Origin of the sequence: Streptomyces malaysiensis subsp. malaysiensis (genome assembly GCF_040653035.1) — a bacterium.
Taxonomy (GTDB): Bacteria; Actinomycetota; Actinomycetes; order Streptomycetales; family Streptomycetaceae; genus Streptomyces; species Streptomyces malaysiensis.
On record NZ_JBEZNG010000006.1, the window covers coordinates 145,132 to 158,383 of the forward strand.

12 protein-coding genes are annotated in these 13,252 nt (G+C 71.0%); 6 read left to right on the top strand and 6 right to left on the bottom strand.

Going from position 1 to position 13,252, the window contains the following annotated elements:
* Positions 1–84: 84 nt before the first annotated feature.
* Both AB0E24_RS15025 and AB0E24_RS15030 read right to left on the bottom strand, forming a co-directional pair.
* The gene (locus tag AB0E24_RS15025; protein ID WP_069866141.1) at positions 85–1,452 is read right to left on the bottom strand and encodes a 6-phospho-beta-glucosidase; all 1,368 of its coding nucleotides are present in this window, start codon (positions 1,450–1,452) and stop codon (positions 85–87) included.
* Positions 1,449–2,234, bottom strand: a complete 786-nt coding sequence (locus AB0E24_RS15030; protein WP_069866139.1) for a DeoR/GlpR family DNA-binding transcription regulator — start codon at positions 2,232–2,234, stop codon at positions 1,449–1,451. The genes AB0E24_RS15025 and AB0E24_RS15030 overlap by 4 nt, the downstream gene beginning before the upstream one ends.
* 142 nt (positions 2,235–2,376) lie before the next feature.
* On the opposite strand from AB0E24_RS15030, the gene AB0E24_RS15035 reads away from it, so the two are divergent.
* The 3 genes from AB0E24_RS15035 to AB0E24_RS15045 all read left to right on the top strand — a co-directional run bounded on the left by AB0E24_RS15035 (position 2,377) and on the right by AB0E24_RS15045 (position 6,597).
* Entirely contained in the window at positions 2,377–3,324 is a 948-nt protein-coding gene (locus AB0E24_RS15035) for a carbohydrate kinase family protein (protein WP_069866137.1), read from the top strand.
* 106 nt (positions 3,325–3,430) lie between these two features.
* On the top strand, positions 3,431–5,779 hold the full coding sequence (locus tag AB0E24_RS15040) for an extracellular solute-binding protein (protein WP_359377225.1): 2,349 nt from the start codon (positions 3,431–3,433) through the stop codon (positions 5,777–5,779).
* Positions 5,776–6,597 (top strand): carbohydrate ABC transporter permease, encoded by an 822-nt coding sequence (locus AB0E24_RS15045; protein WP_069866132.1) that lies wholly within the window; start codon positions 5,776–5,778, stop codon positions 6,595–6,597. The genes AB0E24_RS15040 and AB0E24_RS15045 overlap by 4 nt, the downstream gene beginning before the upstream one ends.
* A gap of 31 nt (positions 6,598–6,628) precedes the next feature.
* On the opposite strand, the gene secD is transcribed toward AB0E24_RS15045, so the two are convergent.
* The 4 genes from secD to AB0E24_RS15065 all read right to left on the bottom strand — a co-directional run bounded on the left by secD (position 6,629) and on the right by AB0E24_RS15065 (position 11,194).
* Positions 6,629–8,917: a protein translocase subunit SecD gene (gene secD, locus AB0E24_RS15050; RefSeq protein WP_359377228.1), complete on the bottom strand. Its 2,289-nt coding sequence runs from the start codon at positions 8,915–8,917 to the stop codon at positions 6,629–6,631.
* A gap of 71 nt (positions 8,918–8,988) precedes the next feature.
* Positions 8,989–9,399, bottom strand: coding sequence for a hypothetical protein (locus AB0E24_RS15055; protein ID WP_359377231.1), 411 nt, complete (start codon positions 9,397–9,399; stop codon positions 8,989–8,991).
* 122 nt (positions 9,400–9,521) lie between these two features.
* Positions 9,522–10,229 carry a response regulator gene (locus AB0E24_RS15060; protein WP_351376212.1) on the bottom strand — a complete coding sequence of 236 codons (708 nt, stop codon included), beginning with the start codon at positions 10,227–10,229 and terminating at the stop codon, positions 9,522–9,524.
* A gap of 2 nt (positions 10,230–10,231) precedes the next feature.
* A complete protein-coding gene (locus AB0E24_RS15065) occupies positions 10,232–11,194 on the bottom strand; it encodes a HAMP domain-containing sensor histidine kinase (RefSeq protein ID WP_079257502.1) in 963 nt (320 codons plus the stop codon).
* Positions 11,195–11,587: 393 nt separating this feature from the next.
* Between AB0E24_RS15065 and AB0E24_RS15070 the strand changes: the two genes are divergently transcribed.
* The 3 genes from AB0E24_RS15070 to AB0E24_RS15080 are packed head-to-tail and all read left to right on the top strand — an operon-like array spanning position 11,588 to position 13,173.
* Positions 11,588–11,917, top strand: a complete 330-nt coding sequence (locus AB0E24_RS15070; RefSeq protein WP_069866326.1) for a TraR/DksA family transcriptional regulator — start codon at positions 11,588–11,590, stop codon at positions 11,915–11,917.
* 51 nt (positions 11,918–11,968) lie between these two features.
* Complete coding sequence (locus AB0E24_RS15075; protein WP_069866122.1) at positions 11,969–12,337, top strand: TraR/DksA family transcriptional regulator; 369 nt, start codon at positions 11,969–11,971, stop codon at positions 12,335–12,337.
* A complete protein-coding gene (locus tag AB0E24_RS15080) occupies positions 12,334–13,173 on the top strand; it encodes a rod shape-determining protein (protein ID WP_359377234.1) in 840 nt (279 codons plus the stop codon). Before AB0E24_RS15075 ends, AB0E24_RS15080 begins: the two co-directional genes overlap by 4 nt.
* Positions 13,174–13,252 lie beyond the last annotated feature (79 nt).

Below are 13,252 nucleotides of genomic sequence, written 5' to 3' on the forward strand. Positions count from 1 at the left end.
GTCATATCCGACGCGCCGGCCGAACGCGACCGGATCCTCCCCCGCATCGACGACACGTCGGCGCCAAGGAAAGCAACGTGCTAGCTAGGACGTGTGGCCGCCGAAGACCGCGGCCACTTCGGGGATGCGGTCGATGTAGCCGTCGAGCAGCTTGCGGCCGACCGTCACCGAGTCGACCAGGGGATGGAGGGAGAACGCCTTCGCGGCATCGGCGCGGGAACCGGTGGTGGCCGCGCTGATGGTGAGCCGCTCGACCGCCTTGACCTGCTGCATCAGCCCGGCCTGAGACAGGTCGGGCTGGGTGATGGTGAGCGGGTGGACGCCATTGGCGTCCACGGTGACCGGCACCTCGACGACAGCGTCGCCGGGAAGGGCGGAGACGGTGGTTCCGTTGCGCACGTTGAGGATCATCGTGGCGCGTTCGTTGCGGCTGATCGCGGCCATGACCGAAAGGGCGACCCCGGCGTACCCCTGGTGTGCGGGGTCCGGCCGGAAGTCCTCCTCGGCTCGGGCTTCCCCCTGGACGGCACCCTTGGCCTCGGCCATGTAGTTGGCACTGCGGTCGGCGATGGTCTTCCGCCACAGCGATACGGCCGAGCCCCCGGCGGCCTCCGTCACCCGCTGGTAGAACTCCTGCTGCTGACGGGCGAGGAACTCGCCGCGGGTCTGCGGAGCGTCGAGGATCGAGCGCACGGCCTCCCGGTTGAAGTAGTAGTAGTACAGATACTCATTGGGGATCACGCCGAGGTCGCGCAGCCACTCGCGCCCGAAGACAACGCCTTCCTCCAGGTCGCCGAGGCGCTCATCGGCGAGCAGCCGGGGCAGGATGTCCTCACCGTCGTGCAGAACGCGGCGCATCCAGCCGAGGTGGTTGAGACCGACGTAGTCGAACTGGGCCCGGGACGGGTCGAGGCCGAGGGTCGTGGCGATGCGGCGGCCCAGACCTGACGGCGTGTCGCAGATGCCGAGGACACGATCGCCGAGGACGGTCTGCATCGCTTCCGTGATCATGCCGGCCGGGTTGGTGAAGTTGATGACGTAGGCGTGCGGGGCCAGCCGCCGTACCCGGTGCGCGATGTCGAGCATGACGGGTATGGTGCGCAGCCCGTAGGCCAGGCCACCGGGGCCGGTGGTCTCCTGGCCGAGGACGTCGAGGTCGAGGGCGACGCGCTCATCGCACACCCGTCCCTCAAGACCGCCCACGCGGATGGCGGCGAACACGAAGTCGCTGCCCTCCAGTGCGTCGTCGAGCGAGGTGGTGACCGTCACCCTGGGCGCGTCGGCGTGGCCGTCGGCGAACCGGGCGAGCACTTCGGCCATTGCCTTGAGCCGGGCCGGATCGGTGTCGTACAGCCATACGTCGTCGATCCGGGGGGAGCCCTGATCGCTCAGCAGGGCCTGGTAGACGTATGGCACACGGAACCCGCCACCGCCGAGGACGGTCAACTTCATGCGAGTATCACCTTTCCGTCCGCCTCGCGGCAGAGCTGGAGCGTGTTGGGGTCGGCACCGCTGGTGGTGACCAGGACGTCGATATCGGAGAGCGAGCACACACGCAGCGATCCGGTGCCGGGGAACTTGGTCTCGGCGGCGACCAGGACGACCTTCCCAGCCGTCTCGATCATGGCCTGTTTCAGGGGGGCCTCGACGGCCATGTTGTCCACCACATGGCCATTGGGCCGCACCCCGGTGCAGCTCAGGAAGAGCAGATCGGCGCTGACCTGGCGGAGCGCCTGCTCGGTGAGGGAGCCGACGAGGGACTGGTAGTTGCGGCGCAGCACACCGCCGAGCATCACCAGCCGTACGGCCTCGTCGTCGCGGAGTTCGTCGAGCACCGGCAGACTGCTGGTGATGACGGTGACGGGACGGCCCCGCAGACGGCGGGCGATGGCGAGGGGTGTGGTCCCTATATCGAGGACGATCACGCTGTCGTCCTCGACCAGCCGCACGGCCTCCTCGGCCATCGCCTCCTTCATCGCCTCGTCGCGCGAGATGACCACGTCGAACGGGATCTCGCGCTCCGTCTCCGCACCGGCGGCCTCCGCGGCCCCGCGCGGTGACAGGGCCGCTCCGCCGTAGGTGCGGATCAGCTCCCCGTTGCGGTCGAGGAGGGTCAGGTCCCGGCGAATCGTGGATTCGCTGACCCGCAGGTTTTCGGCGAGCTCGCGCACCGAGGCCACTCCGGTCGACCGGAGTGACTCAACGATCTGCGCATGTCGTTTGCGTGATGTCACGCATTGACCCTAGCACCGCATGACTGAAGTCAGTCATCGATCCAAGAAACATTCTCGTAGCTGATCGACTCTTGTCATTCAGTAAGGCCGATGCTCATAGTTGAGCACTTCATCGTGGTCGCACCGGAAAGAGGCGGTCCCCGTGCTCGACGTGCTCTTCGCCGGCGAGGTCTTCTGCGACCTCGTCTTCGGCGGCATCCCGCACCTGCCCACCCCGGGAACCGAGGTGTACGCCGACCGGTTCGCCGTCTCCGCCGGGGGAACCGCGACCCGCGCCGTCGCCGCCGCCCGCCTCGGGCTGCGGACCGGGATCCTGGGGGTGATCGGCACCGACCTCTTCGGCGAGCACCTCGCCGCCCGGCTCGCGGCCGAGAGGAACCTGGATCTGACCTGGCTGCGCCGCGAACCCGCCGTGCACACCCCGGTCACGGTCGCGGTGACCCAGGAACACGACCGCGCCTTCCTCACCTACGAGGAGGAGGGGGCCCTGCGCCCTGACGTATGGGACGGAGAGCTGCCCGCCGTCCGCTTTCTGCAACTCGGCGTCGGAAAGCCGCTGCCCGCCTGGGCGGCCGAGCTCCGCGCCCACGGCACCCGTGTGGTGGGCGGCGTCGGCTGGGACCCCACCGGCCACTGGTCACGGGAGCTGCTCACCCGGCTCGCCGAGACCGACGTGTTCGTCTGCAACGCCGTCGAGGCGACGAGCTACACCCGCACCGGCACGGTCGAGGAGGCCGTGAAGGTACTCGCCGACCATGTGCCCGACGTCGTCGTGACCGACGGCGGACAGGGCGCGGTCGCCGTGGACGGCGACACCGGCGAGCTGGTCCGGGTCGCCGTTCCCCGGGTGCCGGCCGTCGATCCCACCGGCGCCGGGGACGTGTTCACCGCGGGGCTGCTCACCGGCCTGAGCCACGGCTGGCCCCTCGCCACCCGGCTCCGCTTCGCCGGACTGTGCGCCGCGCTGTCGGTGCAAAGCCTGGGCGGTGCGAACAGCGCACCGCGCTGGGAGGCGATCGACGCCTTCCTCGAACGCACCCCCTGGATTCCGGACGCGGACCTCATCCGCATCCGTGCGGCCAAGCCGTAGCGTCCCGCGGTCCGTTCGGCTCTCGGACGACCGCGCCCCGCCACCTTCCGACAGACACCGCCCCAGCCCCGGGCGACCGAACCCCCAGCACCAGGAGGACCACCCCATGGCCGAGAGAACCCCACGGCGCCCCCGTCGGCGCCTCATCGCCGCGGCGGCGCTCGCCACCGGTGTCCTGACCGGTGTCGCGGCCTGCTCCCCCGGCCCGAGCGGCGGATCGTCCGCCACCGGCGCGAAGAGCGCCGGCCCGGTCGCCACCAACCCCGCCGAAGCCGGGAAGGTCACTCTCACCGTGTGGGACCAGAACACCGACGCGGGCGCCGACGCCGCCACCGAGGCGCTCAACAAGGCGTTCATGGCGAAGTACCCGAACATCACCGTCAAGCGCGTCTCCCGGTCCTTCGCCGACCTCAAGACCACGCTGAAACTCGCCCTGTCCTCCGCCAACCCACCCGACGTCGTCCAGGCGAACCAGGGCTACCCCGACATGGGCGCCTTCGTGAAGGCCGGGCTGCTGCAACCGGTGGACCGCTACGCCAAAACCTACGGCTGGGACACCTCCTTCCCGTCCCAGCTGCTCGACCTCAACCGCTTCACCACCGACGGCAGGACCTGGGAGACCGGCAATCTGTACGGCGTCTCGCAGACCGGTGAGATCGTCGGCGTCTACTACAACAAGGCCAAGCTGAAGTCGCTCGGCCTGCCCCCGCCCACCACGCTCGCCGACTTCGAGACCACACTGGCCAAGGCCAAGGCGTCGGGCCTGCAACCCCTTTCCTACGGCGACGCCGACAAGAGCCCGGGCATCCACATCTTCGGCATCATCCAGGCCCTCACCGCCGGAAAGCCGGAGGTCCGCAAGCTGGTCTTCGACGAGGGCGACGCCAAGTGGACGAACTCCGGCACCCTCAAGGCCGCGACCACGCTGCGCCGCTGGGCCGACAAGGGGTATCTGGGCTCCGGCTTCAACGGCAGGAGCAAGGACCAGGCCGTCGCCTCCTTCGCCCAGGGCACGTCCCTGTTCCTGGTGGAGGGCACCTGGCAGTCGGCCGTCCTCGCCCCGAAGATGAAGAAGAACGTCGGCTTCACCGCGCTCGCCCCCGCCGCCGGAAAGCCCCCGCTCACCCAGGGCGGCGAGGGCCTCGCCTGGTCCGTGACCTCCAAGTCCAGGCACCCGGACGTCGCCGCCGCGTACATCGACTTCCTCGTCAATCGGAACGGCATGAAGGTGGCCGCCACCCATGGGAACCTGCCGGCCATTCCGCCGACCGACTACAAGCCGACCCCCGGCACCGTCGACGCGGACGTCCTCACCCGGTGGAAGGCCGTGAGCGAGAAGGACGGGCTGCTGCCCTACCTCGACTACACCACGCCGACCTTCTACGACACCCTCACCGCCGCCGTCCAGGAGCTGACCGCCGGACACCTCAGCCCCAAGGCGTTCACGACCCAGCTCCAGTCCGACTACTCCTCCTTCCAGAACAAGCAGGTAGACCCCAACCTCATGGCCGCCACCGCACACCGCCCGACGGCACGCAAGCGCCCGGCCGGCACCCCCACCCGGGAGCCGGTCCGGCGCCGCGGCCGCGTCATCCAGTGGAAGGGCTACCTCTACGCCCTCCCCGCCCTGATCGTCCTCACGGTCTTCCTGCTGGTCCCGCTCGGCCAGCTGGTGCAGATCTCCCTGTTCCACTGGGACGGACTCTCCGCCTCCGCATGGGCGGGGTTCGCCAACTACACCGAGATCGCCCGCGATCCGCGGCTGCGCGCGGGCTTCCTCCACTCCTTCGTCCTGATCCTGTTCTTCTCCGTCATCCCGATCGTGCTCGCCCTGGTGCTCGCCGCGGTCACCACGCGGGCCGGACGGCTGCGCGGCGTCTCCGTCTTCCGCGCGATGATCTTCCTGCCGCAGGTGGTCGCCATGGTCGTGACCGCCACCGCCTGGACGGCGATCTACGCTCCGGACGGCGTACTCAACACCGCGCTGCGCGCCATCGGTCTCGAGGCGGTCGCCCGCCCCTGGCTCGGCGACTTCTCCACCGCCCTGCCCGCCGTCGGACTCATCGGCACCTGGCTGGAGATCGGCCTGTGCCTGGTGCTGTTCATCGCCGGCATCGGACAGATCCCGACGGAGCTGTACGAGGCGGCGAAGCTGGACGGGGCGGGCGCGGTACGGGAGTTCCTCGCCGTCACCCTGCCCGGACTGCGCGGGCAGATCACCATCGCGCTCACCCTCACCGTGATCGCCGCCCTGCGCACCTTCGACCTGGTGTACGTCGCCACCCACGGCGGTCCGGGCAACGCCACCAGCCTGCCCGCCTACGAGGTCTACAACCGGGCCTTCGGCACCGGCCAGGTCGGCTCGGCCTGTGCCATCGCCGTCGTCCTGACCGCGGTGATCCTCCTTCTCACCTTCCTGATCACCAAGGTCCAGCCACGGGAGGACGAGAAGTGATCTCCAGCCGCGAACGCGTGCTCAACTACGCCATCCTCACGATCTTCGCCGCGCTGGCCCTGCTGCCGCTGATCGGCGTGGTGGCGTCCGCGCTGACCCCCGCCGCGGAGTCCGGGCCCTCCTTCACCTGGCCTCGCCATCTGGACCTCGGCAACTTCGGCACCGCCTGGCGCCAGGGCCACTTCGCCACCTATCTGACCTCCAGCCTGCTGGTGGCGGTGTCGGTGGTGGTCCTGACGGCCGTCCTGGCGATCCTGGCGGGCTTCTCCTTCGCACACTTCGACTACCCGGGCCGATCACTCCTCTTCTACGTCACCCTCATCGGGCTCATGGTGCCGCCCGAAGCCTTCGTCATCCCGCTCTACTTCAATCTGCGCGACACCGGACTCACCGACTCCTACTGGTCACTGATCCTCCCGCAGACCGCCCAGTCCCTCGCCTTCGGCGTCTTCTGGATGCGCAACTTCTTCCGCTCGGTGCCGGTGAGCGTCATCGAGGCGGCGCGTCTGGACGGGGCGTCCGACTGGCGGCTGCTGTGGCGGATCCTGGTGCCCACCAGCCGTCCCGCGCTGCTGACGATGGCGATGCTGGTGTTCATGTGGACCTGGAACGAGTTCCTGCTCCCGCTGGTCATGATCACCGACGAGAGCAAGCGCACCGCGCCGCTCGGCCTGGCCTTCTTCCAGAGCGAGCACACCACCCAGTACTCCGTGCTGGCTGCCGCGTCCATCATCGTCGCCCTGCCCGTCGTCGCCTCCTACGTCTTCCTGCAACGGCACTTCATCTCCGGCATGCTCTCCGGCGCGGTGAAGGGCTGAACGAGCGGGCCCCGACCGCCGGATCGACCGGCTACGACCGTGACGGCTTCCGGTCCGGATGCAGCTCGATGGTGAGCGCGGCGGCGATGAAGATGGAGGAGTAGGTGCCGACCGCCAGGCCGATGAGCAGGGCGAGGGCGAAGTCGGCGAGGGTGTCGTCGGCGATCACGGCGAGGGCGGTGAGGATGAGTGCCGCGCCCATACCGGTGTTGACGGTCCGTGGCAGGGTTTGCAGGATCGCCTTGTTCGTCAGCCGGCCGAGCGACGTTCCGCGGTCGCGGTCGAGCAGTTCACGGACCCGGTCGAAGAGGACGACGGAGTCGTTGACCGAGTAGCCGATGACGGTCAGCAGGGCGGCCAGGAAGACCCCGTCGATGGGTTTGCCGAGCCAGGCGAAGACGCCGACGAGGATCACCACATCGTGGGCGAGCGCGGCCACGGCCGAGGTCCCGAAGATCATGCGGAAGCGGACCGCGAGATACAGCAGTTGGGCGCCCAGGGCGAGGGAGAGCGCGATGAGGGCGTTGCGGCGCAGCTCATCGCCCATGCTGGGGCCGATCAGCTCATCCCGGACCTTCTTCGTCTCACCGCCGAGGCCGCTGATGGTCTCGGTGACGGTGGCCTCTTCGGTATTGGTCAGCTTCTCGGCGCGCACCGTGAGCCCGGTGTCGCCGGAGGACTGTACGACCGCGCGGGGGAACCCGGCGTCGGTGAGGGCGGTGCGGGCCCGGTCGGGGTCGACGGGGCTGCTGGTGGCGTACTCGATCAGTCGGCCGCCGGTGAACTCGATGCCGAAGTTCAGGCCGCGTACGACTATGCCCGACGCGGCCAGGACGAGGACGGCGGCGGAGGCGGCCAGCCAGCGGCGCGGACGGCGCAGCGGGACCGGGTCGCGGCGCAGCAGCCGGTCGCGCACCCATCCGGTGCTCGCGATCCCGGTCATACGAGGCCGCCGGAAGACCGCGGGGCGGCCGACCGCGAACTCGGCGAGCACCCGGGTGATCACCAGGGCGCTGATCATCGAGGCGAGGACGCCGATGCCCAGGGTGATGCCGAAGCCGCGTACCGGACCGGAGGCGAAGGCGAACAGCAGGCCCGCGGCGATCAGCGTCGTGATGTTGGAGTCGGCGATCGCGCTGAGGGCACCGCGGAACCCGGCCTTCAGTGCCGAGCGGGGGCTGGGGCGGCTGCGGGCCGCGTACTCCTCCCGGGCCCGTTCGAAGACCAGGACGTTGGCGTCCACGGCCATGCCGATCGCCAGGACGAATCCGGCGAGGCCCGGCAGGGTCAACGTGGCGCCGAGCGCGGCCAGGGCGGCGTAGGAGATGAGGCCGTAGCAGGCCAGGGCCACGGTCGCGAGCAGGCCGAGGAACCGGTAGACGGCGATGATGAACAGCGCGGTCAGCGCGGTGCCGACCACGGCGGCCCAGGCCGCGGCCTCGATGGCCGCATCGCCGAGCGTGGCGCCGATGGTGCGCTGTTCGACGGTCTCGACCGGTACGGGCAGGGCGCCACCGGAGATCAGCAGGGCCAGTTCGCGGGCTTCGCTGTCGTCGAAGGAGCCGGTGATCTGGGTGGTGCCGCCCGGGATGCCGGCCCCGCACCCCACGGAGGGGTCGACCTGCGGCGCGGAGATGATCTTGTTGTCGAGGACGATGGCGACCCGGCGCTGTGGATCACCGGCCGGATGACAGGCGGCGTCCGCGGTGACCTTCCGCCATCGGTCGTGGCCGGTCTTGGTGAAGTCGACGGTGACATGCCATCCGGCACCGCCCTGCTGGTCGAAGCCGGCGTCGGCGCCCTTGACGTGTTGTCCGGTCAGATCGGCGGCCCCCAGCCGCAGGGGCTGTCCTGACTCGTCCGACAGAACACGCTCCTTGGCCGGATCGGCCGGCGGTGCGGCGGCCCGGTCGGACTTCCCGGCCGGGCCGAGGACCGGGTGGACGGTGAGCTGCGCGGTGCGGCCCAGCACATCGGCGGCCTTCTTCGGATCGTGCACGCCGGGCAGCTCGACCAGGATGCGGTGGTCGCCGGAGCGGACGATGGTCGGTTCGGCCACGCCGAGCGCGTCGATACGGCCGCGCAGCACCTCCACGGTGCGGTCGGTGGCCGCGCTGTCGGCCTTGGTGGTGGGGGTGGAGCGGGTCTCCAGCATGATCTGGGTGCCGCCGCGCAGATCGAGGCCGAGGCGGACCGGCGTGGTGAGAGCGATGGCCAGCGATCCGGCGATCACGACGAGGGTGAGCAGCACCCGCAGGCGCAGCGACTTGTCCCGGCTGTTCCGTTTGTATCGGCTGTTCCGGCTGTTCCGGCGTTTCAACACGAGCCTCCGGCAGGCATGCCGCGGCGGCGGCGCACGCGGCCGCGGCGGAAGAAGGGTGATGGGTTGCGTCAGGTGCCGGGGGACGCCGGAGGTGCCCGGCCGCGCTGCTGGGCCCATCGGTCGGAAGGGACGGGTGCGCATGCGCAAGGCCCTGCTGTGCGGGTGCCGGCAACTGGGCCGGTATCCGTACCGCGAGGGTGGGTGGCGTGGTGATCCGGTAGGGAGGGGCGCTCGCCGAGGTGGTCGTGCCGGGCCCTGGCCCAGGCCGCGCGGGCGGCGGCCCACGCGTCGTCGGCGTGGGGAGCGGTGTCCGGGCGCTCGGCGCTCGTGGCCGCCGGGGCGGGGTGGGGCGCCGGAGCGGCGGAGGCGGCGCGCGCGGTATCGGCGGGAACCAGTGACAGCAGGACGGCGAGGAGCACGACGAGCGTGCCCGCGAGCCGGTGGCCGGCGGGCGGGATGGTGCGGGGTGCCGGGCGCATCCACCGTCCCTTTCCTGCTGGGTGCTCGACTTCCTGCTGAGTGCTCGACGCGGGGGTCGGTCCGGGGCCCCGGCCGGGGAGTAGGCGATCGGAGCCCCGGACGCTCATGGGGGGGGCGGGGGTCAGGGTTCGATGAGACCGGCGCGGATGGCGTAGCGGGCCAGCTCCAGACGGTCGTGCAGACCGAGTTTGTGCAGGATGTTGGAGCGGTGGCGGTGCACGGTCTTGACGCTGATGAACAGCATCTCGGCGATCTCCTTCGAGGAGTGCCCCTCGGCGACGAGTTTGACGACCTCCTCCTCGCGGGGGGTGAGGAGCTGGTCGGAGTCCTCCTCGCCGTGCCGGACGCGATCCAGATAGGTGCGGATGAGGGCGGTGACCGCGCCGGGGTAGAGGAACGGCTCGTTGCGCATCGCGGCCCGGCAGGCGGCGACCAGATCGCGGTCGGCGACCGACTTCAGCACATAGCCGCAGGCCCCGGCCTTGAGCGCCTGGAACAGATACTGCTCGTTGTCGTGCATCGTCAGCATCAGGATGCGCAGGCCCGGCTTGAGCGCCGCCAGTTCGCGGGTGGCCTGGAGCCCGGTCAGCCGCGGCATGGCGATGTCGAGCACGGCCAGGTCGATCTCCTGGTTCCGGGCCGCCTCGATGGCCTCGGCGCCGTCCCCGGCCTCGGCGACGACCTCCAGGTCGGGTTCCCGGTCGAGGATCAGGCGCACACCGCGGCGTACCAGAGCGTGGTCGTCGGCGAGCAGGATACGGATCGGCGCGGTGGTCCCGGGAGACGGTGCCGGGGCCTCGGTGGGCTCGGTCGGGGTCGGGTCGTGCATGGTCAGGGCTGCTTCCTGGGGACGGGTGTGATGAGGCGGATCCGGGTGCCGGTGCCGGGTGTCGAGGTGATGTCCAGGGTGGCCCCGGCGAGCAGGGCCCGTTCGCGCATACCGCGGATCCCGGCGCCTTCGCAGGCGGCCTCGATACCGCGGCCGTCGTCGGTCATCTCCAGCACCACCGCCTCGCCGGAGCGGTGCAGGCTCACCTCGACCCGGTGCGCGTCCGCATGGCGGGCCACATTGGTCAGGCTCTCCTGGGCCACCCGGTACAGGACGAGCTCGCTCTCCGGGTCGAGGGCGGGCAGATCGGCGTCGAGGCGGCGTACGACACGCAGCCCGGTGTGGGTGGCGAAGTCCTGGGTGAGCGAGGTCAGCGCGCTGACCAGGCCCAGGTCGTCCAGGACGCCGGGGCGCAGACGGCGCACCAGGCGGCGGACCTCGTCCAGGCTCTCCCGGGTGATCTCCTGGGCCTGATGGAGGTCCTCGCGCAGCGGCTCGGGGGCGTCGTCCGCGGCGCGCTTGAGCACCAGCAGGATCGCGGTCATGCTCTGCCCGACCTCGTCGTGCAGTTCCTGGGCGATACGGCGGCGTTCCGCCTCCTGGGCCAGCAGCACCCGGGCGCTGGCCGTGGCGCGTTCATGCTCAAGCCGGTCGAGCATGGCGTTGAAGGTGCGGATCAGCTCGGACACCTCGCTGCCGGCGCCGGCGCCGGGCACGGGCAGCCGCTGGCCGGGGCGCAGCAGGTCCACGGTGGTCATCAGCCTGGTCAGCCGCTCCAGCGGGGCCAGGCCCCAGCGCAGCAGGGTGCCGTTGGCGACCAGCATCACGGCGAGACCGCCGACCAGGATGATCGCCTCGGTCAGCAGCACCGGCACCGAGACGGTCACCGGCGCCCACAGCAGCAGCGCCGTGGCGGTGCCCAGCACCACGGCGTTCAGCCCGAAGATCCGCCAGAACAGCGACACCGGGAAAACTCCTCCTTCTGCGTACCGACTGTGATCAGTTCTACTGTCGGTCATCGCATCCGGGCGGAGCTGCGGCAACTGGTCACGACAGATTCCGGCCCAGCCTGCCTCCCCTACCGCGCGCGGTCGATGGGGTCCGGCCCCCATATCCGAGGTGGCCGGGTACCCATCCGCCGTTCCCCGCCGGCGCCGTGTGGTCACCACTGCCCAGGGCAAATGGGGTCTGCGCCCGATGGGCTTCCGGCGCCGGGTCGAGCAGAGTCGTAGATGACCGAGCCGCCCGGTTCGGCCGATTCGTGGTCGGGGAGACCGCGGCCGGCGGAACCGGGCGGCCACTGCTGCGCCCGGTGCGCTTCGATGCCCGCCGGGCGCGCTGAGAGAAAGGACCTCATCGTGTCGCTCGACACCGCCGAGACCGGTCCCCGCCCCGGGCGGCTGACCGCCCACGAGGCCCGCCAGCGCCTCGAGCACGCCCGCAACAGCCGCCTGGCCCAGCTGCAAGCCCTCAAGGAAACCGGCCAGAGCACGGACGACCATCTGGTGTCCGCGCAGACGGAGGCGATCCAGCGGGTCCTCACCGAGATCGACGAGGCGTTCGCCCGCGTCGACGACGGCTCCTACGGCACCTGCCAGGGCTGCTCCAAGCCCGTTCCCGCCGAACGCCTGGAGATCCTCCCCTACACCCGGCACTGCGTGGCCTGCCAGCGCCGCGCCGCCGCCTGACCGGCGCCCCGTCCCACCCGTCTTCGTCTCCGCCCTGCTCAAAGGGGTGAAGTGGTGAACCACCAGACCATGGGCGACCGTGCCGCGCACCTGTCGCCCGAGGATCTCGCCGCACTGCGGGAGAACCTCCATGAACAGCGCCTGTTCCGCCAGGAACAGCTGCGGCGGATCGCCTCGGCGCCCCGCGCCGAGGACCTGCTCCGGCGCCGCTCCGCGGCCCAGGCCGAAGTGCACGTCAAACTCGCCGCCTCCGCGCGTATGGTCCTCGCCGATGTGGAGGCGGCGCTGCAACGCATCGCCGAAGGCAGCTACGGCGCCTGCCATCTGTGCCGGCGCCCCGTCGAACGGGAACGCCTGATGATCGTTCCGCAGGCCCGCTACTGCGGACGGTGCCAGCAGGTGCGGGAGGCCGGGCGATGACCGTCATCCGGCGCCTCCGGGCCGGCTCCCGCATCAGGCACCGGCACCGGCCCTGGCCGTTGTGCCGGCACTGCTGCGGCCTCGCCCTCGACATGGGCAGCGCCCGCACCCGCGCCTGGATCGCCGGCCGCGGAACGATCATCGACGTACCCACCATCACCTTCCCCGGTGCCGGGGCGGTCCATCCGATCCAGCGCGGTGCCATCGTGGACGTACCGGGGACGGCCCGGATGCTCGACCGGCTGCTCAGCCGCCGGCTGCCCCGCCTCACCCGGCCGCTGGTGGTGGTCACCGCGCCGGTGCTGGACGGCCCCGCCTACCGGGAACGTGCCCGCACCGCCGTGGAGGTGCTGCGCCCGCGCGCGGTCCTGACCGTGCCCACCGCGCGGGCCATCGCCCTGGCCGCCAACGCCGACCTCTCGCTGCCGCTGCTGGTGGTGGACATAGGCGCCCACCTCACCGAAGTGGTGCTCCTCGTCGACGGCATCGTCTTCGACGCCCGCCGCACCGCCCTGGGCACCACCGACCTCGCCGACGCCGGTGCCACGGCGGAGATCAGCGAGGCCATCACCAGCATGATCACCTCGATGCTGCGGCAGGACCGTACGTCTCTCACCGCCGATGCCCTGAGCCGGGGAGCCCTTCTGGCCGGCGGCGGCGCCCTGCGCCCCGACCTCACCCGCCGGCTCATCGGCGGACTGCACGCGCCGCTGCGGGCGGTCCCGGCACCGCATACCGCCGCGGTCCGTGGCGCCGCCAAGATCCTGCAAGCCGCGCACGCCCATCCCTCGGCGGGCGGCACGTCCCCGCCCGGACCCGGCCCGCTCTCCTGCTGAGCCCGGTCCCCCTCGGCTTTTCCCGCACCGCACCGGCCGCGCGCCGGTCGCGGTCGCACGCCCACTTCTGCCCAGCTTC